Origin of the sequence: Micropruina glycogenica (assembly GCF_900289045.1) — a bacterium.
GTDB classification, from domain to species: domain Bacteria; phylum Actinomycetota; class Actinomycetes; order Propionibacteriales; family Propionibacteriaceae; genus Micropruina; species Micropruina glycogenica.
In genome coordinates this window covers 3,655,069-3,675,896 of the sequence record NZ_LT985188.1, presented here as the reverse complement: position 1 = coordinate 3,675,896, position 20,828 = coordinate 3,655,069, and the positions used below count along the sequence as shown (strand labels likewise).

General features: G+C 68.4%; 22 protein-coding genes and 1 pseudogene. 5 read left to right on the top strand and 18 right to left on the bottom strand.

The genetic code is table 11. The features are described from left to right. Positions 1-12: 12 nt before the first annotated feature. The 8 genes from MPLG2_RS17320 to MPLG2_RS17285 all read right to left on the bottom strand — a co-directional run bounded on the left by MPLG2_RS17320 (position 13) and on the right by MPLG2_RS17285 (position 7,399). Positions 13-1,314, bottom strand: coding sequence for an NAD(P)H-dependent oxidoreductase (locus MPLG2_RS17320; protein WP_105187229.1), 1,302 nt, complete (start codon positions 1,312-1,314; stop codon positions 13-15). Further along, positions 1,311-1,751: a transcriptional regulator GutM gene (locus MPLG2_RS17315; RefSeq protein WP_158681312.1), complete on the bottom strand. Its 441-nt coding sequence runs from the start codon at positions 1,749-1,751 to the stop codon at positions 1,311-1,313. The genes MPLG2_RS17320 and MPLG2_RS17315 overlap by 4 nt, the downstream gene beginning before the upstream one ends. Positions 1,752-1,758: 7 nt before the next feature. Continuing rightward, positions 1,759-2,130 carry a PTS glucitol/sorbitol transporter subunit IIA gene (locus MPLG2_RS17310; protein WP_105187227.1) on the bottom strand — a complete coding sequence of 124 codons (372 nt, stop codon included), beginning with the start codon at positions 2,128-2,130 and terminating at the stop codon, positions 1,759-1,761. A 274-nt stretch (positions 2,131-2,404) separates the two neighbouring features. Then, positions 2,405-3,430, bottom strand: coding sequence for a PTS glucitol/sorbitol transporter subunit IIB (gene srlE / locus MPLG2_RS17305; RefSeq protein ID WP_105187226.1), 1,026 nt, complete (start codon positions 3,428-3,430; stop codon positions 2,405-2,407). Continuing rightward, positions 3,427-4,014: a PTS glucitol/sorbitol transporter subunit IIC gene (gene srlA / locus MPLG2_RS17300; protein WP_105187225.1), complete on the bottom strand. Its 588-nt coding sequence runs from the start codon at positions 4,012-4,014 to the stop codon at positions 3,427-3,429. The genes srlE and srlA overlap by 4 nt, the downstream gene beginning before the upstream one ends. 76 nt (positions 4,015-4,090) lie before the next feature. Further along, positions 4,091-5,431, bottom strand: a complete 1,341-nt coding sequence (locus MPLG2_RS17295; protein ID WP_105187224.1) for a dihydrolipoamide acetyltransferase family protein — start codon at positions 5,429-5,431, stop codon at positions 4,091-4,093. Position 5,432: 1 nt separating this feature from the next. Beyond that, the gene (locus MPLG2_RS17290; RefSeq protein WP_105187223.1) at positions 5,433-6,419 is read right to left on the bottom strand and encodes an alpha-ketoacid dehydrogenase subunit beta; all 987 of its coding nucleotides are present in this window, start codon (positions 6,417-6,419) and stop codon (positions 5,433-5,435) included. Then, positions 6,416-7,399 (bottom strand): thiamine pyrophosphate-dependent dehydrogenase E1 component subunit alpha, encoded by a 984-nt coding sequence (locus MPLG2_RS17285; protein WP_105187222.1) that lies wholly within the window; start codon positions 7,397-7,399, stop codon positions 6,416-6,418. Before MPLG2_RS17285 ends, MPLG2_RS17290 begins: the two co-directional genes overlap by 4 nt. Positions 7,400-7,440: 41 nt before the next feature. On the opposite strand from MPLG2_RS17285, the gene MPLG2_RS18705 reads away from it, so the two are divergent. Beyond that, on the top strand, positions 7,441-7,665 hold the full coding sequence (locus tag MPLG2_RS18705) for a hypothetical protein (RefSeq protein WP_158681311.1): 225 nt from the start codon (positions 7,441-7,443) through the stop codon (positions 7,663-7,665). Between the two features lie 6 nt (positions 7,666-7,671). Here the strand turns inward: MPLG2_RS18705 and MPLG2_RS17280 are convergent, their stop codons facing one another. From MPLG2_RS17280 to MPLG2_RS17265, 4 genes are all read right to left on the bottom strand, one after another. Next, positions 7,672-8,157 carry a CarD family transcriptional regulator gene (locus tag MPLG2_RS17280; RefSeq protein WP_105187221.1) on the bottom strand — a complete coding sequence of 162 codons (486 nt, stop codon included), beginning with the start codon at positions 8,155-8,157 and terminating at the stop codon, positions 7,672-7,674. A gap of 284 nt (positions 8,158-8,441) precedes the next feature. Beyond that, positions 8,442-10,472, bottom strand: a complete 2,031-nt coding sequence (locus MPLG2_RS17275; RefSeq protein ID WP_105187220.1) for a PTS fructose transporter subunit IIABC — start codon at positions 10,470-10,472, stop codon at positions 8,442-8,444. Between the two features lie 28 nt (positions 10,473-10,500). Then, complete coding sequence (gene pfkB, locus MPLG2_RS17270) at positions 10,501-11,460, bottom strand: 1-phosphofructokinase (protein WP_105187219.1); 960 nt, start codon at positions 11,458-11,460, stop codon at positions 10,501-10,503. Beyond that, the gene (locus tag MPLG2_RS17265) at positions 11,457-12,227 is read right to left on the bottom strand and encodes a DeoR/GlpR family DNA-binding transcription regulator (RefSeq protein ID WP_105187218.1); all 771 of its coding nucleotides are present in this window, start codon (positions 12,225-12,227) and stop codon (positions 11,457-11,459) included. Before MPLG2_RS17265 ends, pfkB begins: the two co-directional genes overlap by 4 nt. A 224-nt stretch (positions 12,228-12,451) precedes the next feature. Between MPLG2_RS17265 and MPLG2_RS17260 the strand changes: the two genes are divergently transcribed. Next, on the top strand, positions 12,452-12,949 hold the full coding sequence (locus MPLG2_RS17260; protein ID WP_105187217.1) for a hypothetical protein: 498 nt from the start codon (positions 12,452-12,454) through the stop codon (positions 12,947-12,949). A gap of 93 nt (positions 12,950-13,042) precedes the next feature. Here MPLG2_RS17260 and MPLG2_RS17255 read toward each other — a convergent pair whose 3' ends face one another. Continuing rightward, positions 13,043-13,720: a response regulator transcription factor gene (locus MPLG2_RS17255; RefSeq protein ID WP_105187216.1), complete on the bottom strand. Its 678-nt coding sequence runs from the start codon at positions 13,718-13,720 to the stop codon at positions 13,043-13,045. Continuing rightward, positions 13,717-14,871 (bottom strand): sensor histidine kinase, encoded by a 1,155-nt coding sequence (locus MPLG2_RS17250; RefSeq protein ID WP_158681310.1) that lies wholly within the window; start codon positions 14,869-14,871, stop codon positions 13,717-13,719. The genes MPLG2_RS17255 and MPLG2_RS17250 overlap by 4 nt, the downstream gene beginning before the upstream one ends. Before the next feature lie 176 nt (positions 14,872-15,047). On the opposite strand from MPLG2_RS17250, the gene phoU reads away from it, so the two are divergent. After that, on the top strand, positions 15,048-15,713 hold the full coding sequence (gene phoU, locus MPLG2_RS17245; RefSeq protein WP_105187214.1) for a phosphate signaling complex protein PhoU: 666 nt from the start codon (positions 15,048-15,050) through the stop codon (positions 15,711-15,713). Here the strand turns inward: phoU and MPLG2_RS17240 are convergent. Then, entirely contained in the window at positions 15,704-16,633 is a 930-nt protein-coding gene (locus MPLG2_RS17240; protein ID WP_105187213.1) for an NAD(P)-dependent oxidoreductase, read from the bottom strand. The two genes, phoU and MPLG2_RS17240, sit on opposite strands and share 10 nt — an antisense overlap. An 88-nt stretch (positions 16,634-16,721) precedes the next feature. Next, positions 16,722-17,471: a phosphoglyceromutase gene (locus MPLG2_RS17235; RefSeq protein ID WP_105187212.1), complete on the bottom strand. Its 750-nt coding sequence runs from the start codon at positions 17,469-17,471 to the stop codon at positions 16,722-16,724. A gap of 269 nt (positions 17,472-17,740) precedes the next feature. Between MPLG2_RS17235 and MPLG2_RS17230 the strand changes: the two genes are divergently transcribed. Then, positions 17,741-18,484 carry an SDR family NAD(P)-dependent oxidoreductase gene (locus MPLG2_RS17230; protein WP_105187211.1) on the top strand — a complete coding sequence of 248 codons (744 nt, stop codon included), beginning with the start codon at positions 17,741-17,743 and terminating at the stop codon, positions 18,482-18,484. Beyond that, entirely contained in the window at positions 18,481-19,632 is a 1,152-nt protein-coding gene (locus tag MPLG2_RS17225) for a hypothetical protein (protein WP_105187210.1), read from the top strand. The genes MPLG2_RS17230 and MPLG2_RS17225 overlap by 4 nt, the downstream gene beginning before the upstream one ends. A gap of 20 nt (positions 19,633-19,652) precedes the next feature. On the opposite strand, the pseudogene MPLG2_RS19585 reads toward MPLG2_RS17225, so the two are convergent. Further along, a pseudogene (locus MPLG2_RS19585) lies at positions 19,653-20,295 on the bottom strand (TylF/MycF/NovP-related O-methyltransferase). A gap of 321 nt (positions 20,296-20,616) precedes the next feature. Then, on the bottom strand, positions 20,617-20,811 hold the full coding sequence (locus MPLG2_RS17210) for a hypothetical protein (RefSeq protein WP_105187207.1): 195 nt from the start codon (positions 20,809-20,811) through the stop codon (positions 20,617-20,619). Between the last annotated feature and the right edge of the window lie 17 nt (positions 20,812-20,828).

Here is a 20,828-nt window from a genome sequence, read left to right as displayed (position 1 = left end):
CGGCGACCGGGGTCAGCCGAGCGTGCCGGTGGCCAGCATCGCATCTTGCAGTCGCCGCATCGCGACGATGGGACGGCCCTCGTCCAGCTCGATGTCGGCGTACGTCACGGTCGCGCCGGCGGCGACGTCGCGCACCAGCGTGCACCCGGCGATCAGGCCGATCGGCACCGCACCCGCCGCTTTGGCGTCGGTCGCCGGCACCGTGAAGCCGTGCACGTGGTGGCCCCCGATGCCTTCGAGCTTCGTGCCCGCCGCCAGGTCGGACTTGGCCACCGCGGTGACCTCGCTGGTCCAGCCGATCGGGTGAAAGGTCGAGCGGCCGTCGATGATGGCCTCGCCGATCGACAGGTTCGCCTCGATGGACGCCAGGTGGTAGGGCCGGTACAACGCGTAGTAGGGGCCCTTCCCGAGCTTGAGGTAGTCGAGCTCATGGGTGACCACGTCGTTGGTCGACTTGGCGATCACGAACACGCCGGGTGCCACGTTGCCGGTGACGTATTCGACGAACGGGCCCTCGGTGCTCATCACGCCGCCGACGCCCTCGGGCACCAGCTTGAGCGCCAGTTCGTCGACCGAGCAGGCCACGCCGTGCATGCCGGGCACGTCGACCGGGTAGCCGGTGGCGTTGCTGAGCGCGCACATCTCGAGTTGGGTCTTGCTGCCGTCGGTGAACGAGCACAGCATCTTGGGGTTCATGCCCTTGGCCCTGGCCTCGTCGGCCACGTCGGTGGGGGTGTCGGTGGGCCGCATCGGGTTGTTCTTGCCCTTGCCCGCCACCACGACCTGCAGGCCGATGTCTTGCGCGTACTCGATCAGTTTGAGGCACTCGGGCGGCTCGTCGCCGCGGCAGACGGCATAGATGGGGCCGCCCGGCTTGTTGCCCATGCCGGCCAACAGCAGACCGACGGTGATGTCGGCCTCGACGGTCATCAGCAGGGTGTGCTTACCCGCGATCAGGCCGGCGTAGGCGATCTCGGCCGCCACGTCGGGCACACCTGACACCTCGACGATCACGTCGAGCGGCAGCTTGGTGAGCGCCATGCCGTTGCTCAACGCCACCGATTGGCCGCGCTCGATGGCGGCCGCGGCGTCGGTGAGGTCGTCGGTGGTGGTCACCTGCTCGGCCCCGGCACCGGCGAGCGCCTTCTCGGCCCGAGTGATGTCGATGTCGGCCACCGCAGACATCACCAGCCCGGGCACGCGATTGATCTGGGCGACCAGGCCCGAACCCATCTGGCCGGCGCCCACGACACCAACCCTGACGGGGCGTCCGGTGGCCCGCTCGCGCTCTTGCAGCCGCTTGCTGTAGCTCATCGTTGTACCTTTCTTCTGGCCGTGCCGGCGGGGGGCGGCGGGGTGACGACCCGGCTCTCACCCGCCCGGGCGCGGGTTGCTTTCAGTTGGTCGAGTGCCATGTCGATGGCCTTGCCGGTCTGCTTGTCGCCGGCCCGCTCACGCAACGTGGCGACCGGGCCGAGCAGGTCGGGAGCGTCTTTGGCGGTGGCGAAGATCGTGGTGCCGCGCAGCTTGCTGGCGGCCAGCACCTCATCGGCCGCATCGTCGATGACGAGCATGACGATGGTGCCCTTCAGCCTGCCCAGACCACGACCGGTGACCAGAATGCGGCCCTTGCCGTGGTGCTGCTTGACCATCGCGTTCACCGAGCGCGCATAGCGGGCCTGCTGCCACAGGCCGAGCAGCAGCGACACCACCAGGGCGCCACCGAGAATCGCCGGGAATTCCCAACCCACGACTGGCTCACTCCCCCGCGATGACGATCGACGACCCGGCGGTGGGGTGCGGACGATCAGGGCCGGACGCCTTGACCGCACCCGGCAGCAGCGGCTGTTCGGGGCTGTTGACATAGACCACGATGTGGCCGAGGTCGGTGAGGTTCACGTTCGCGAGGTCGCCGACCTCATCGAGTCGAAGCTCGACGCCGCCCAACTGCATGGTGTCGCCTGCGGCGATCGGACGGGTGGGCGCCTGCCGGGTCGTGTGCACGATGCTCACCTCGGCCAGCGCCTCCGGCAGCGGCTCGCCGAAGAGGATGTAGCAGCCGCCTTCGAACAGCTCGGCGGTGAACTCACCCAGTCGGTCGATCGTCGCCGACCACAGTTGCTGTGCCATTGGGTTGGTCCCTTCAGTCGTGGGACGCTCGCGCGTCCGGTGGGGGTAGATCGGAGTGTGTGGATGGATGGATGGCTGAGTCTGACTCTGCTGGTCGAGCTTGTCGAGACCCATCGAGGTCGATGAGGTCTGCCTGTGAGATCCCGGGGCAAGGCCGGGATGACGAGGCTGCCCGGGATGACGAGGTGGTTCCGTCATCCCGGCGGACGCCGGGATCTCGCCCCACGTCCGGCCTCGACCCGCGAACGGGTCTCGACACAGCTCGACCAACCGATCAGATGGCGAACGACGCCAGGTAGGCGAGGATCACCGCGACCGGCGAGGTGATCAGGCGGCTGAACAGCACCGCCGGCACACCCACCGACACCGTCTCGGGCTCGGCCTCGCCCAGCGACAGGCCGACCGGCACGAAGTCACAGCCGACCTGGCCGTTGATGGCGAACAGGGTGGGCAGCGCGTACTGCACCGGGAGGGCTCCCGCTGCGATCTGCTGACCCATCAGCACGCCGACCACCTGGGCGATGGCGGCACCCGGACCCAGGATCGGCGACAGCACCGGAATCGCGGTGATCACACCGAGCAGCACCAGGCCGAACGGGTTGCTGACCAGCGGTGTCACGCCGTTGGCGATCCACTTCGAGACGCCGGTGTAGGTGACGATGCCGATCAGCAACGACACGTACGCCATGAACGGAATGATCGTGTTCAGCACCAGCTTCATCGACTGCCGGCCGGAGCTCAGCAGCGTGTTGATGAAGTAACCGATCGCCTCGCCGAAGCTGACCACCATCTTGGTGAAGCCGCCGGCGTCCTTGGCCGCGCTCTTGGCCTCGGCCTTCTGCGCCTCGTACTTGGCCCGGTCGGAGTCGGCAGCGTTCACCTGCTCCGACAACGCCGGTGCCGCCTGCACCACGTCACCGGCCACCGACACCTCGTTCGGGGTCACCGCCGAGACGAAGATGTCTTCGGTGATGAACTGGGCCAGCGGTCCACCGGGCTCGCCCGGGTAGACATCCACGGTCGGAATCCGCTTGCGCGGGTACACCCCGATGCGCGCGGTGCCGCCGCAGTTGATCACTGCGCACAGCACCTGGTCGTCGGCGACGTGGTTGGTGAAGCCGTCCACCACCTCAGCGCCCGACAGTTCGGCGATGCGCTGCGCCACCGGATGAATGCCTCCACCGGTCACCGACAGCACGATCTTTTTCTCATCAGTGGGGGTCAGGGTGAGCCCTGCCCCCCAGCCGCCGCGACCCTTACGAATAGAGACGGTCTGGTACGTCGAGGTCGTCTCACTCATTCGTGGCCCCCTTGAATGTGGCCGGCCGCGTAGGCCTCGTCGAACTCGGCGAAGCGTGCCTCGTGCCCACCGCGCTTGATCAGCAACTTGGTGATCCATTCGGTCACCAGGCCGCGGATCAGAATCACCACGATGCCGACGATGAAGTACAGCGCCGACAGCCTGACGAACGCACCTTGGTCTATCGCTGCGACGCCAGCTGAAATACCCGCCCAGACGAAAAGCTCCCCCGCGTTGGCGTGCGGAAAGAACGGCAGAACCGGGTGCACGAACGACACCGCCGCGTCGTAGAACGCCGGCTTCTGCCGCTCGGGCAGGAACCGTCCGAACGAGTAACACATCGGGTTGGTGAGCATGATCACCGCGATGATCGGCATGATCGTGTAGCGGGTGACGGCGTACTTGCCCGCCCACTGCACCGCGCGGGTGACCCGCTCCTCACCGATCCACGTGGTGATCGCATACATCGCGGTCAACAGCACGATCAGCAACGGCAAAATGCCGGTCACCAAACCCGTGAAGCTCTCAGCAGCCGCTTTGAACAGGCCGATGAAGCCCTCCGCCAGCCATTCGATGAATCCCATGTGATCCCCTCCTTTCAAATGTTTCGAGTTGTCGTCGGCGCGAAGGTCGTTCTTCGCGCCGTCCCTTCCCTGCGGCTCAGCCGAGCAGCAGGAAGGGGTCGTCCAGAATCTCTTGCATGGTGGCGAACGCCCGGGCGGCGTCCGCCCCATCGGCCACCCGGTGGTCGACGGTCAGGCCCGCTTCGCACACCGTGCGCGCCCTGATGGACCCGTCGGCGTCGAAGACCGGTTGTACCTCGACCGTGCCCAGCGACAGTGCCGTCGCCTGGGGTGGGGTCAGCAGTGCGTTGAAACGCTGCACGCCGAAGCTGCCGAGGTTCGACACCGTGCCGGTGCCGCCCCCCATCACGCTCGGGTCGGCCTTGCCCGCCTTGACGGCTGCGGCGAGGTCTTTGATCGCCGCGTCCAGGGCTTTGATGCCCAGATCCTGCGGGTCGCGCAGCACCGGGGCAAGCAGGCCGTTGGGGGTGTCGATCGCCAGCGCCACACCGATGTGGGTGTTGGTGCGCACGCCGTCGCCGCTCCAGCGCCCGTTGAGCGAGGGGTACTCGCGCAGCATCAGGGCGTAGGCGCGCAGCAGGATGGTGTTCCAGCTCACGCCCTTGAGGGAGGCTTTGCGGGCCACCGCGAGGCGGGTCAGGTCGAGCGCCCGCCACACGGTGAACTGAGGGATGAGTGCCGTGGCATCGAGCACTCGCGCGGTGGCGACCCTGATGCGCCGCGACTTCGCGTCGCCCAGCAGCTCGCCGCTGGTTGAGCTTGTCGAAACCCCACCGCTGGTTGCGCTTGCCGCGGACGAGATCCCGGCGTGCGCCGGGATGACGGCCGGGTTGGGCGGGGCCGCGCTTTCGAGGGCAGCCCTGACGTCTCGGGCCCGGATCGTACGGTTGGGCCCCTGCGGCTGCACCGATGCCAGGTCGATGCCGGCCTCGGCGGCCAGCTTGCGGGCCAGCGGCACGGCGCGCGGACGCTCGGTCGCTTCCGTCATCCCGGCGGACGCTTCCGTCATCCCGGCGGACGCCGGGATCTGGGCCGCCGGTTGGGGAGCGTCCACGGGCTCGTCCGACACAGCATCGACCGGCGCAGCCGAGTCGGCTTCGCCGGCACCGTTGGTCGAGCCTGTTGAGGCCCCCTCGCCGGCGGCGGGCGCGAACAGGTCGCCCAGCAGGTCGTCCTTCTCGGTCTCGATGTAGGCGATCGGCTCGCCGACCGGCACCTGGTCGCCCGACTGCGCCAGAATCTCGGCCAGCGTGCCGTCGCAGGTCGACTCCACGTCCATGTCGACCTTGTCGGTGGTCACCACCACCACGGCGTCGCCATCGCTCACGGGCCCGCCGACCTCGACCAGCCATTGCTCGACGGTGCCGAACTCCATGGTCATCGACATCTTCGGCATCAGCAGCGGAATGCGGGGCATCTCACCACTCCCCGACCAGGGCCGCGGCCTCGCGGACGATGTCATCGACCTGAGGCACCGACGCCTTCTCGAGCGTGGGGCTGTAGGGAATCGGGGTGTCGAGGCCGCAGAGCCGGCGGATCGGCGCCTGCAGGTCGCCGAACACCTCGGACTCGGCGATGGTGGCGGCCACCTCGGCCATGAACCCGGCGAACTTCGGCGCCTCCTGCACCAGCAGCACCCGGCCGGTGCGCGCCACCGACTGTAGGATGAGCGGTACATCCAGCGGCTTGATCGTGCGCGGGTCGATCACCTCGGCGCTGATGCCCTGCTCGGCCAGCTGTTCGGCGGCCTGCACCGAGCGCTGCACCTCGACCGAGGTGGCGACGATGGTCAGGTCGCTGCCCTCGCGTTCGATGCGGCCCTCGCCCAGCCGGGCGGACGGAAACTCGTCGGGCACCTCGAAGCTCTGCTTGTAGAGCAGCTTGTGTTCCAGCACCAGCACCGGGTTGGGGTCGTCGAGCGCCGCCAGCAGCAGCGAGCCCGCGTCCGTGGCGTTGCTCGGCATCACCACCTTCAGCCCGGGCACGTGCGCGAACCAGGCCTCCAGCGACTGGCTGTGCTGCGCGGCCGCACCGGTGCCGGAGCCGCCAGGGGCGCGGATCACCAGCGGCACCTCGGCCTGGCCGCCCACCATGAAGTGCAGCTTGGCGGCCTGGTTGACCACCTGGTCCATGGCCTGGCAGAGAAAGTCGGAGAATTGGATCTCGACGATCGGCCGCATGCCGGTGAGTGCGGCGCCCACGCCCATGCCGACGATGCCGAGTTCGCTGATCGTGGTGTCGCGCACGCGGTCGGTGCCGAAGCGCTCGTAGAGGTCGTTGCTGACGCCGAAAGCGCCGCCGTAGACGCCGACGTCCTCACCCATCAGAAAGACGCGCTCGTCGTTGGTCATCGCGGTGGCCATGGCCTCACGGACCGCCTCGGCGTAGGTCATCGTGCGGCTCATGCCCGGGCCTCCAGCGGCCGGGGGTCAACCGGGGACGGCGCGTAGATGCCGGCCATCATCGCCTCGACCGTGGGCTCCTCGCCCTGGGTGCCGAACCGGACGGCCTCGCGGATCTCGGTGCGCACCTCGTCCTGCACCGCGTTGAGCTGCTCCTGGGTGACCTCTTCACGGTCGTGCAGCACGGCGGCGAAGGCGGCGATCGGGTCGTCCGCGCGCCACTGCGCGATCTCCTCTTTGGTGCGGTAGAGGTTCTTGTCGGACTTGGAGTGGCCGCGCCACCGGTAGGTGAGCGCCTCGATGAAGGTGGGTCCCTCACCGGCACGCGCCCGGGCGACCGCCCGGGCGACGGCCTCGTGAACGGCTTCGACGTCGTTGCCGTCGACGGTCTCACCAGGAATGCCGTAGCCGGCGGCCTTGTCGCTCATGTGCTCGACCTTGAACGCCTTCTCGCTCGACATCGACATGCCGTACTTGTTGTTCTCGCAGATGAACACCACCGGCAGGTTCCACATCGAGGCCAGCGTCATGGCCTCGTGCCAGGCGCCCTCGCCCACGGCACCGTCGCCGTGAAAGCACAGGCACACCTGGTCGGTGCCGCGCAGCTTGTTGCTCAGCGCCGCACCGGCGGCGATCGGCGGACCGCCCGCGACGATGCCGTTGGCGCCCAGGTTGCCGGTGGCGACGTCCGCGATGTGCATCGAGCCGCCGCGGCCCCGGCAGTAGCCGTTGTCGCGGGCGAGCAGTTCGGCCATCGAGCGGCCCAGGTCGGCCCCCTTGGCGATGCAGTGGCCGTGCCCGCGGTGGGTGGACGTGATCTGGTCACCGTCTTTCAGGGCGGCGCAGGCGCCGGTGGGCACCGCTTCCTGCCCGATCGAGAGGTGCATCGTGCCGTGCATCATGCCCCGCCCGTACAGATCCTCAACCGCTTCCTCGAAGAGGCGGATCCGCCACATGGTGCGGTACGCGTCCATTGCGTCCATGGCTCGAACCCTAAGACACGCCGCACAACACATGCAAGTGTATGCGTATCGTGAATATTTTTGCAGATCCAGGTGCCTGGCGGCCCTACGAGATCCTGGCGTTCGCCGGGATGACGGATGCTGCTGGTCGAGACCCCGACGCCTGGGATCTCGACAAGCTCGATCGACGACGGCGGCTGTGCATTGTCTGCGAGAGCTATCCACTGACACCGCAGAACGCAAAACCGCCCGCCGCGCACTCAGCGCGACGGGCGGTTTTGCGTTGAATCAGCTCAGGAGGCGAGAACCTCATCGAGCAGAACCTCGGCGCGGTCCTCCTCGACCTTTTCGGCCAGCGCCAACTCAGAGACCAGGATCTGACGAGCCTTGGCCAGCATGCGCTTCTCGCCCGCGGACAGCCCACGCTCACGCTCGCGCCGCCACAGATCACGGACGACCTCGGCCACCTTGAGCACGTTGCCGGAGTGCAACTTCTCGAGGTTGGCCTTGTAGCGCCGCGACCAGTTGGTCGGCTCTTCGGTGTGCGGTGCCCGGAGCACGTCGAACACCCGCGCGAGACCATCGGCGTCAACAACGTTGCGGACGCCGATCTCGTCGAGGTTCTGTGCCGGGACTCGGACCACCAGATCGTTCTGGCCCACAATGCGCAAGACGAGATAGAGCTTGTCTTCGCCTTTGATCGTGCGGGTTTCTATGTCTTCGATGACGGCCGCCCCATGATTGGGGTAGACCACCGTTTCACCGACTTCAAAAGTCATCTTATGCAGACCCCTTTCCCAGTCACCCATAGTAGCACGGCGAGGGCTACGGATCGAAACGTTCGTCCTAGCCAGAGGCACTTTAGGGGGTTGACAAACGCGACGGGGCTGTGCCCGAGGGATTAATCCGTGGGCCGTGACTCAACGCACAAATTGCCTCTGACAACACCAAATGATGCGTTGCGACGGAGCGGGCTCGCCCGGTGTTCACTGTGCGTGAACGGCCAGTCACGGCACAGGGCCCGCCGGCGAAACCGGCGGGCCCTGTGCGGTTGAGGGATGGGTCAGGCCACGGCCGCGACCTGCTTGGCCGGCCAGAACTGCTTCGCCGCGAGCACCGCGAACGCACCCACCACGGTGCCGGCGGCCAGCGCCACCAGGAAGCCGAGGATCGGGTTGATCGCGAAGAACACGAAGATGCCGCCGTGCGGGGCCCGCGAGCCCACACCGAAGGCCATCGACAACGCACCGGTGACCGCACCGCCGGCCATCATCGAGGGGATCACCCGCAGCGGGTCGGCCGCCGCGAACGGAATGGCACCCTCGGAGATGAAGGACGCACCCAGCAGCCAGGCTGCCCGGCCGTTCTCGACCTCGACCTCGGTGAACAAGTTCTTGCGCAGCGTGGTGGCCAGGGCCAGCGCCAGCGGCGGAACCATGCCCGCAGCCATCACCGCAGCCATGATCTGGAACGACGCCTGGCTCTGGGCCGACAGGCCCGCGGTGGCGAACAGGTACGCCGCCTTGTTGACCGGGCCACCCAGGTCGAAGCCCATCATCAGGCCGAGAATGATGCCCAGCAGAATCGCCGAGCCGCCCGACATGTTCGACAGCCCCTCTTGCAGGGCGGTGGTGACCGCCGCGAGCGGCTTGCCCAGGAACAGGTACATCACCAGGCCGACGATGGTGGTGGCGACCAGCGGAATGATCACCACCGGCATCAGACCCTGCAACCAGCGCGGAGCCTTCAACCCGGCCAGCCACGACGCGATCACGCCGGCCAGCAGACCGGTGATCAGGGCGCCCAGGAAGCCGGCGCCGACCGCACCGGCGACCACGCCGCCGACGAAGCCCGGAGCGATGCCCGGACGACCGGCCAGCGCGTAGGAGATGTAGCCCGACAGGGCCGGCAGCAGAAAGCCGAAGGCCGCCGCACCGATGGTGAACAGCAGGGCGCCCAGGTAGTTGCCGAAGCCCGACGCCCACCCGGCCGAGATGGCCAACGAAGCGATCGAGTCGCCGCCGGCGCAGTTCTCGGCGTCGACCCACGAGGCCAGATCGGCACACGTGCGGGCACCGGTGGCACCGGCCTTGAGCGCGATGTCGAAGCCGCCGAACAAGAAGCCGAGGGCGATCAGCAGACCGCCGGCCGCGACGAACGGAATCATGTACGACACGCCGGTCATCAGGGCCTGCTGAATGCGCTTGCCGACGCTCAGCTGCGACCCGCCCTGGCTGGCGGCCGCGGACGACGCGTCGCCGGCCACCTTGCGGGCCGTCGGATCGTGCGAGGCCGCGATGGCTTCGGCGATCATCTTGCCCGGCTCGTTGATGGCCCGCTTGACGCCGGACTCGATCACGGGCAGGCCCGCGAAGCGCTCCTTGTCGCGCACGCCGACGTCGGTGGCGAAGATCGCAGCAGAGGCGCTGGCGATGATCGCCGGGTCGATCGGGGTGACCTTGCCCGAGCCCTGGGGCTCGACGTGCAGTTCGACCCCGGCGGCCTTGGCCGCCTGCTCGAGACCGTCGGCGGCCATGAAGGTGTGCGCGATGCCGGTGGGGCAGGCGGTGACGGCCACCATGACCGGCTTGCCGGCCACCGGGGGCAGCGTGGTCGCCGCCACCGAAGCATCTTCGTCGGCGCTGGCGTTGATGGCGTTGTTCACCAGGGTGACGATCTCGTCGGGCGTCTGCGCGTTCCGCAGCCCGTCGGTGAACTCGGACCGCATCAGGTTGCGGGCCAGCTCGGCCAGCAGCGCCAGGTGCGCGTCGTCGGAGCCGTCGGAGGCGGCGATCAGAAAGGCGATGTCGGCCGGGCCGTCGAAGGCGCCGAAATCGACCGACGGCTTCAACCGCGCGAACGCGAGCGAGTTGGTATTGACCGCGGCCGAGCGGCAGTGCGGAATGGCGATGCCGCCACCCAGCCCGGTGGCCGCCTTCTCTTCACGGGCCAGGGCGTCGGCCTCGAGACCGGCGGCCTCGGCCCGTCCGGTCTTGGCCACCAGCTCGGCCAGATTGTGAATGACGTCGTTCTTGGTGGGCCCAAGGTCGGCATCGAGCACAACCAGATCAGCAGTGATCAGGTCCTGCGACATGGAGTGTTCCTTTCGTGGGTTTCTTCGGTCAGCCGAGTTCGGTGACGACGACTTCGGCGGTGTTGAGGTCTTCTGGCTTGGGCAGGGCACTGCCGGCCTTCGATGCCGCGGCGGAGCCGTACGCCACAGCGGTTCGTAGACGGTCGGGGGCGGCTTCTCCCCCGCAGTCGGCCAGCACATAGCCGGCCACCGATGAATCGCCCGCCCCCACGGTGCTGCGCGGAACGATGGGGGGAGGACTGGCGTGCCAGGCCCCTTCGGAGGTGACGAGGACGGCGCCCGAGGCACCGAGCGTGCCCATCACGGCTCTGACGCCTCGATCGACGAGGCTGCGCGAGGCGCTGACGGCTGCACTCGGGTCGCCGGCCTTGGCCGCGGCTTCGAGTTGTTCGGCGTCGGCGCCGGTGAGCTGCGCGAGCTCGTCCGAGTTGGGCTTGAGCAGGTCGGGCGCCGCGTCGGGAAAGTTGTCGACCAGGGCCTGCAGCGGTTCGTCCGAGGTGTCGACGGCGACCTTGACGCCCAGCGGACGCAACCGGCGCACCAGCGTGGCGTAGAAGTCGTGGGGCACGCCGGGCGGCAGCGAACCGGAGAGCACGACCCATTCGGCGCCGGTGGCCTGCTCGACGACCAGGGCGGCCAACTGTTCGACCAGCGCGTCGGTGAGCAGCGGGCCGGGTTCGTTGAGCTTGGTGGTGGTGCCGTCGGGCTCGGTGAGGGTGAGGTTCATGCGCACGCCCTCGGCGACTTCGACCGTGCGGTAGGCCACCCCGAGCTGACGCAGCGCGGCCAGAATCGGGTCGGAATCGGGGGCCGGCAGCACAGCGGTGACGGGGTGCCCCGCGTAGTGAATGGCCCGGGCGACGTTGACCCCCTTGCCACCGGGCTCGACGGTGACCCCGCTGACCCGCTGCACCTGGCCGCGCGCCAGCGGCGCGTCCAGGGTGGCTGTGCGGTCGAGGCTGGGGTTGGCGGTGAGGGTGATGATCATGCGACGACTACCTCCAATCCTTCGTTGACTAGTTGTTGCCGGTCAGCCTCGGGCAAACCCGAATCGGTGACCAGGACGTCGATGTCACTGAGGCTCGCGAAGCTGATCAACAGCGTGGCACCGACCTTCGACGAGTCGGCCAACACGACCTTGCGACGCGCCGAGCGAACCATCGCGCGCTTGACGGCGGCCTCGTCGGGGTCGGGGGTCGACAGGCCGTGGGTGGGCGTCAGGCCGTTGGTGCCGAGAAAGACCACGTCGCAGTGCAGCCGGCCGAGCGCCTCGACGGTTTCGCCGCCGACCGTGGCCTGGGTCAGGCCGCGCACGCGGCCGCCGAGCAGGTGCACGGGGCCGTTCTGCAACTGCGCCAACTGAGAGGCGATCGGCACCGAGTTGGTCACGATGGTGTGTTCCTGGCCGCCGCCCAGGGCGGCGGCGAAACGGGCGGTGGTGGTGCCCGAGTCGATCAGCACGGTCGAGCCGTCACCCGAGGGCAGAAAGGCCAGGGCTGCCTGACCGATACGTGCCTTCTGGGCCGAGAACGCGGGTTCGCGCTCGGCGACCGCTGTTTCGACCAGCCGGACGTTCTCGGCGGGCACCGCCCCACCGTGCACACGGCGCAGAATGCCGCGGCGGTTGAGCACGTCGAGGTCGCGCCGAATGGTCTCGGTGGTGACGCCGAAACGATGAGCCAACTCAGTGACCGCTACCCGATCGAACCGCATGGCCAGATTCACGATCGTCCGCTGGCGTTCTTCGGCGTACATGACTAGCGGTCAACCCCTCCCTCATTGGATTATATGGAATCTTACGCTCTTTAGCTGGATTGTCAACATGATCCCACATCAATACCAAGCGAACCCACATTGCTCGTGTACGCTTCGCCGAGGGTGCCGTGCAGAAGGGACAGGGCACGCGGACTCAGCGCCCCAAACCGCGACCTGATTGGTTAGGCTGACCCCCACGAACCGGCCGACCACTAGGAGTTCAGATGGCCAGCAGCCTGCGTCGACTCGGTGCCGCACTGTGCGTGCCGCTCGCACTCACCCTCGGCGGGTGCGTGGCACAGTTTCAGACCTCTCAGCCCTACACGCCGGCCGAGGGGGTCAACACCCAGGTCGAGGCCATGAAGGTGCGCAACCTGATGATCATCGCCAACACCAGCGGCCAGGGCGTGATCAGCGCCTCGCTGGTGTCGGGCACCGACGACTCGCTGGCGTCGGTCGCCGGCACCGCTCAGAAGGCGGACGGCACCCCTGGCGGGGCACTGACGGTCACCCCGACCGGCCTGCCGCTCGCGCTGCCGTCCAACACCCTGCTGGTGCTGACCAATGCGCCCACCCGCATCGCGGTGAGTTCTCCCGACCTCAAGCCGGGGCTGCTGGCCGAGGTGACGCTGACCTTCAGCAAGGCCGGCCCGGTCACCATGCTGGTGCCGGTGGTGTCGTCGTCCGAGCCCGAGTACGAGGGCATCAACGTCACCGGCTAGACCACGTAACGCTGACCGTTTCTCACTCTTCTTCCGCGGACTCTGTGCGCCGGGTGCCCGATTCAACAGTTGGGCAGCCTGGCGTGACCGGGCTCAGGCCTCGAACTTGTAGCCCAGGCCGCGGACCGTGACCAGTAGTTGCGGCTCGGCCGGGTCGGTCTCGACCTTGGCCCGCAGCCGCTTCACGTGCACGTCGAGGGTCTTGGTGTCGCCCACGTAGTCGGCGCCCCAGATGCGGTCGATCAACTGACCGCGGGTCATCACCCGGCCCGCGTTGCGCAGCAGGATCTCGAGCAGCTCGAACTCTTTGAGCGCCAGCTTGACCGGCTCGCCGCGCACCCAGACCTCGTGCCGCTCGACGTCCATGCGTACGTCGTCGACCTCGAGCACGTCGGGTTCGAGCTCGAAGTCCTGACCACGGCGCAGCACGGCGCGAATGCGGGCGACCAGCTCGCGGTGGCTGAACGGCTTGGTGACGTAGTCGTCGGCGCCCAGTTCGAGGCCGACCACCTTGTCGATCTCGTCGTCACGGGCCGTCACCATGATCACCGGCACCGAACTGCGGGCACGCAGCCGGCGGCACACCTCGGTGCCGGGCAGGCCGGGCATCATCAGGTCAAGCAGCACGATGTCGGCTCCGCCGCGTTCGAACTCGGCCAGCCCGATCGTGCCGTCGGCGGCCTCGACCACGTCGAAACCCTCTTTGCGCAGCAGATAGCCGACCGTCTCGCGGTAGGCGTCCTCGTCTTCGATCAGCAGTACTCGGGTCATGCGGCCGTCCCTTCGGCGTGGTGGTCGGGTTGCCGGGCGGGCAACCGCAGCGTGAACGTCGACCCTTGCCCCAACCGGCTCCACAGGGTGACCGTGCCGCCGTGGGCGGAGGCGACGTGTTTGACGATCGACAGGCCCAGGCCGGTGCCGCCGCTGGCCCGGCTGCGGCCGTAGTCGACCCTGAAGAAGCGTTCGAAGACGCGCGGCTGGTCGGCCTCGCTGATGCCGATGCCGTTGTCGGACACCCCGATCTCGACCCAGTCGCCCGTGCCGTCGTGCACCAGCCGGGTGGTCACCGCGACGCGCGCGCCCGCGTCGGAATAGGCGATCGCGTTCTGAATCAGATTGCGCAGGGCGGCCTCGATGTGGTTGCGGTCGCCGCGCACCACACCCTCGGACGAGCGCTGGTGGGTCAGGGCGATACCCCGGTTGTCGGCCAGCGCGCGGGCCTGGTCGAGCACGTCATCGATCACGTCGTCGACCTCGATGGGCACCGCGGCCAGCAACGGGTCGGTCGACTGCAGGCGCGAGAGGGCGATGATCTGGGCGATCAGCTCGTTCAGCCGGGCGGTTTCGGTGCTCATGCGCCCGGCGAAGTGCTTCACCGCGTCTGCGTCGTCGGTCGAATCGGCGATCGCCTCGGCGAGCAGCGAGATGGCGCCGATCGGGGTCTTCAGTTCGTGGGTGATGTTGGCCACGAAGTCGCGCCGGGTCTCGTCGACCCGCAGCGCCTCCGACCGGTCGTCGGCGACCAGCAGCACCAGGCCCTCCCCCAGCGGCGCGACGCGGACGGCCAGTGGCCGGTTGGGCAGTCCGAGGCCGGTGGCCACCTCGATGTTCAAGACGCCCGGTTCGTTGTCTCGACGGGCCTCGCGGACGAGTTCGAGCACGTCCGGCTGGGCGATGCGACGGCCACGCAGCAGGCCCGACGACGCGGCGCTGAGCGACTCGGCCAGCAGTTGGTCGTGGGCACCCAGCACGGCGGCGGGGTTGCGCAGGTGCTCGACGGTGATGAGCAGTTCCGGCGGCAGCACGGGTTCGGGGTCGCCGCTGGTCGCGGCGCGTGCGCGTGCCTTGGACAGGGTCATGACGAGCACGGCGATCAACGCGCCCAGCACGGCGCCCAGCACACCGGTGACGAGCGGGCTCACATGCTGGATCATAGGCGTAGGCGACGGGGCCGAATGGCCACCTCAGTGTCGTCCGTGGGCAGATTTCACCGAGTGTTCACCTGGTCGTCGCCCGAGTAGGGGAATCGTCCACCGCCCCGGCATAGGGTGGGTGCCGGCCCGTCGGGGCCGCTCCGGCAAGCCGAAAGAGAGAAAGCATGCGTGAGGCGTACCGCGAAGACCTGAGCAGCGTGGTCGAAGACCTGGTGCTGATGACCGAGCGCGTCGTGACCGCCGTGCACCTGAGCACCCGCGCGCTGCTCGAGGCCGACCTGGCGCTGGCCGAGCAGGTGATCACCGATGATGCCGTGCTCGACGCCCAGCACGACGACCTGGAGGCGCGCTGCTTCGTGCTGCTGGCCCGCCAGGCGCCGGTGGCGGGCGAGCTGCGCACCATCGTGGCCGCCATGCGCATGGTGGCCGACCTGGTACGCATGGGCGATCTGGCTTGCCACGTGGCCAAGATCGCGCGCCTGCGATACCCCACGAAGGCGGTGCCCGAGGGTCTGGTGCCCAACTTCGAACTGATGGCCCGGGTGGCCGAGGGCATGGTGGCGACCGCCGGACGGGCGTTGAGCGAACGCAACGCCCACGACGCGGCGAAACTGGCCGACAGCGACGAAGAGATGGACGAGCTGCGCAAGAGCCAGTTCCGCATTCTGCTGGGCACCGAGTGGCCGTATTCGGTCGAGGCCGCCGTCGACGTGGCGCTGCTGGGTCGTTACTACGAGCGCATCGCCGACCACGCGGTGATCATGGCCAGCCGGGTGATCTATGTGGTCACCGGCAACCACCCCGCCGGCGACAACTGGACCTACGCCTGAGTGAGGGCCCAGTCCGGGGCGGGCTCAGCGGTGGTCGGCCACCGGCCGTCGGTGGGCCGCCGGAACAGTTCGACGATCGCGCTCTCGTTGAGATCGCCCAACCCGTTGGCGATCAGATCGTCGAGCAGGTCGTGCGCGACTCGTCCGAAGGGTGCTGGTGCGCCCAGTTCGGTGGCGAGCCGACGAGCGTAGTCGACGTCTTTTCGCCGTAGCCGGCCGGCGAACACGACGTCGTCATGAGCGTCGGCGGCCATGCGCCGGGCGTTGCGGACGACCTGCGGGCTGGCCGCCTGGCCGGTGGCCAGCACGGCCGCGAACTGATCGAGGTCGAGGCCCACGCGTTCGGCGAGGGCCAGCCCTTCAGCCACGCTCGCGATCTGCACCGCCCCGATCAGGTTGACCATCAGCTTGTAGGCGGTGCCGGTGCCCACGCCGCCGAAATGCACGATCTGGTCGGCCAGCGGAGCCAGCACGTCACGGGCTGCGGCCAGGTCGTCGTCCGTCGCCCCCACCAGCAGCGTCAGCCGACCCGCCGCGGCCGCGTCGGGCAAACCGGTCACGGGACAGTCGAGGTAACGCAGACCGGCGGCGCGGCAGGCGTCCGCAAGTTCGAGCACCCAGCTGTGCGAGAGCGTCGAGCACTCGATGGCGAACGCTTGCTGCCTGGCGTGGGCCAGCACCCCGTCGGGGCCCAGCCACACCGCCCTGGACGCGTCGTCGTCGCTGACCATCACGAACACGGCGTCGGCCTCGGTCGCCGCCTCGGCGGGGGTGTTGCCCCAGCGAGCACCGGCGGCGAGCAGGGCGTCCCCACGCTCGCTGGTGCGGTTGTGCACGACGATCTCGTGCCCGGCCGCCAGCAGCCGCGCGGCCATACCCGCACCCATGCGGCCCAGCCCGATGAATGCGATTCTGGCCATGTGATCCCCCTTGCTGCGTGAGTGTACGGACGGGCGGGCGCGACAAAGCCCCGGCCGAACAGGTCGACCGGGGCGTTGACGGGTGGAGCTACTTCTTGCCCTGGTTCTTGACGGCCTCGATGGCTGCCGCGGCGGCGTCGGGATCGAGGTAGGTGCCGCCGGCCTTGACGGGCTTGAGGTCGTCGTCGAGCTCGTAGTGCAGCGGAATGCCGGTGGGAATGTTGAGCCCGGCGATGTCGGCGTCGCTGATGTCGTCGAGGTGCTTGACCAGCGCCCGCAGCGAGTTGCCGTGCGCGGTCACCAGCACCGTGTTGCCGCCCCGCAGGTCGGGCACGATCGCGTCGTACCAGTAGGGCAGCATGCGAACGACCACGTCTTTGAGGCACTCGGTCTTCGGCCGGGCCTCGGGCGGCAGAAACGCGTAGCGCGGATCGTCGAACTGGGTGTTCGGGTTGTCGTCGGCGATGGGCGGCGGCGGGGTGTCGTAGCTGCGCCGCCAGAGCATGAACTTCTCTTCGCCGTACTGCTCGAGGGTCTCGGCCTTGTTCTTGCCCTGCAGGTCGCCGTAGTGCCGCTCGTTGAGCCGCCAGTGCCGGCGCACCGGAATCCAGTGCCGGTCGCAATTCTCGAGCGCCAGATTGGCGGTGTGAATGGCCCGACGCAGCACCGACGTGTGCAGCACGTCGGGCAACAGGCCGGCGCCGGTCAGCAACTCGCCACCCCGTTTGGCCTCGCCGACACCCTTCTCGTTGATGTCGACGTCGACCCAGCCGGTGAACAGGTTCAGGGCATTCCACTCGCTCTCGCCGTGGCGCAGCAAAATCAGGTTCGCACTCATGCTGCGAGCCTAGTGGCAGCGGGCCTCGTCGGTCAGCGGGTGCGAACAATCCGTTCAGCTCGCAGGACGTCGGTGAACCGAATGAACCGTCTCCTGAACCAACGAACAATCAGGCGGCTTTGGCCAGGGGACGGTTCTCGAGGCGGTTGGGCGACGGTTGGAGAACCGTCCCCTCACCGGTTGGAGAACCGTCCCCTCACCGGTTGGAGAACCGTCCCCTCACCGGTTGGAGAACCGTCCCCGTTATGGGAGCTGGCAGAATCTGATCCATGACAGTGCGACGTGCGGTGGTGACCGGGGCGAGCAGCGGCATCGGCGCGGCAACGGCGAGAACGCTGGCGGCGGTCGGCTTCGAGGTGATCTGTGCCGCCCGGCGACTCGACCGGGTGCAGGCCGTCGCTGACGAGATCGGCGGCACCGCGGTGCAGTGCGACGTGACCGACGAGGCGGACGTCGCCGCGCTCGCCGACCTGGTCGGCGAAAGCCTCGACCTGCTGGTCAACAACGCCGGCGGAGCGCTCGGCCAAAAACCCGTGCGCGAGGCAGAGATCGACGCCTGGCAGACCATGTACGACGTCAACGTGCTGGGCTCTGCACGGGTCACCAAGGCTCTGCTGCCGGCCCTGATCAAGGGCCAGGGCACGGTGGTGTTCGTCACCTCTACAGCCGCCGAGTCGGCCTACGAGGGCGGCGCAGGCTACTGCGGGGTCAAATCGGCCCAGCGGGCCCTGGCCGGCTCGCTACGGCTGGAGTTGTTCGACCAGCCGGTGCGGGTGTGTGAGATCGCGCCGGGCATGGTGAACACCGAGGAGTTCTCACTCACCCGGTTCGGGGGCGACCAGGCCAGGGCCGACGCCGTGTACGCCGGGGTGCCCGACCCGCTGGTGGCCGACGACATCGCCGACGCGATCGGCTGGATGGCGACCCGCCCCGCACACGTGAACGTCGACCGACTGGTCATCAGGCCGCGCGCGCAGGCGGCCAACCACAAGGTGTTTCGGGTCACCGAGTGAGGTGGTTGCGGGCTCTGGCGGCGCTGGTCGTGGTGGTCAGCCTGGCCTCGGCCGCGCACGTGACGTACGCGTTCGTGCAACCCGTCAGCGGCCCCGACCGAGTCGCCGCGCAGGTGGCCTGGCTCGATCGGGCGATCGACGACGGTGCCCCGCAGCGCATGCAGGCACTGTTTCCCGAGGGCGCGTTCTTCACCCAGGTGCTGACCGGGCTCGCGGCTGCGTCCGTCGATGACGAACCGACCGTGGCCGCAATGCTGGCGGCCAGCGCGGAGCCGTCGGTCAAAGACGGCTTCGGCACCATCGCAGCCCTGGACGGCGGCACGTTCTACCGCGGCTGGCGCTTGCTGCTGCTAGCCGAGCAGGCCCGGCTGACCGGGCAGGGCCACCGGGAGCTACTGGCCGAGGCCGACGCGGTGCGGCACGCCCTCGACGCGGCCGCGACCGGAGTGCCACCGTCGTACCCGGAGCAGTACTGGCCGTGCGACGCGGTGGTGGCGATGGCCGCGGTCCTCCGCGCGCACGAGGCCGCGCACCAGCCACTGCACCCCGTCGCCGTGGCCGACTGGCGCACGAAACTGAACCGGCTGCGCGACCCGGCGTCCGGCCTGTTGGGGCATCAGATCGACGTGTTCGGCCACGTGCTCGAGGGGCCACGGGGCAGTTCGCAGACGATCATTCAGGCGTACTGGCCCGACATCGACCCGCAGGGAGCGGCCGAGCAGTGGCAGCGCTTCACCGGCCTGTTCCTGGTGCGCGAATGGGGACTGGTCGGGGTGCGCGAACACCCGATCGGCACCGACGCCGCCGGAGACGTCGACTCGGGCCCGCTGATCGCCGGGGTCTCGGCGTCGGCGTCTGCGGTCACGCTGGCCGCGGCTCGCCGCAACGGTGACGCAGACCTGGCCGCCACCCTCGACCACGAGGCCGAGTATCTGGGCCTACCGCTGGAGTGGTCGGGCGAACGCCGGTTCGCGTTCGGGTTGCTGCCCGTGGGCGACGCGTTCGTGGCGTGGGCCCGTGGCGTACCGCTCAAGCCGGTGCCCTCACCCGTCACGCCGCAACCCCAGTGGTGGGTGCACGCGCTGGCTCTACTGCTGCCCGGGGTGCTCGGCGCACTGTTGGTCACCACCGTGCGACGCTCACGTTGAGCACCGCCCGAAGCAGGCGATCAGCGCTTGACCACGACGCGCGCGTTGCCGGCTCGCTGCAGAAAAGGCGGAGGATCGAGACGCTCGAAGAACTCATCGGTGGCCTCACGCGAGCCCTTGAACGATCCGTAATCGTCGATGATCACGACACCGCCAGGGGTCACCCGTTGCCACAGGTGCTCGAGTTCGTGTCGGGTCGACTCGTACCAATCGGTATCGAGTCGCAACAGGGCGATGCGTTCGGGAGCCTGGCCGGGAATCGTGTCTTCGACCCTTCCCTCCACCAGCCTGAACCGTTGCTGCGGATAGTCCAGCGTCTGCAAACCGGCCTCAACCTCTTCACGGGGCGAAATGGCCCAGATCTTGGCCTTCTTGCTCGACTTCTGCATGCGCTCCTTCGCGCTCACGCCCGCCGAATCCACGTCTCTTGCCGTTGGTTCGGTCATACCGGCAAAGGTGTCGAACAGATAGATGTCGCGGTCGGTGACCCCCGCGTCGCCCAGAACGCGGGCCATCCTTCCAGACGCCGCATTCCATGAAGTCACCGTCGATTCCTGACTGCACGATGTAGCGGACGGCCAGGGTCAGCGAGGTCAGCTTGTCCATGCTGGTCATCGTGTACGGCCGCACCAGCTCTATGCGGTCACGGTCGGCGGCGTCCATGTCAGCGTGCAGTTGCGTACGCCACGTGTGCAGCTTCTCGAACTCAGCCTTGACTGCATCCAAATCGGCACTCAGTTCGGCGACTCTGGTATTCAACTTCGCATTGGCTTTGCGCAACTCGGCGATCTCGGCCCGCATGCGGTCAGCCTGCGGGTAGACCAATCGTCGTAACCGCCCTGCCGGTCCGACCCACCACCGGCTTGCCATCGCATCCCCTCCGCACCGGGCGTGGCCGCCCGTGGCTCTCACAAGGTAACGCAGTGTCCCCCAGCGAATGCGAGCGAACCACCGGACTCGTCACGCTTCGGCCACGGCCACCAATCACGCCGCTGGTGGCCGAAAGTCGAAGAACGCCTTGCCGAACGCGAACACCGCCAGCAACGCGATTCCGCCGACGACGAAACCCTGAAAACCGCCGGTGGCCGGGTTGACCGCCCAGCCCGCCAACACCAGGCCGACGCCGACGACGAACGCCGCAATCGCGACGGCGAACCAACCCCACTGGGGTTTGGGCATCAAAGCCTCCTGAGCGT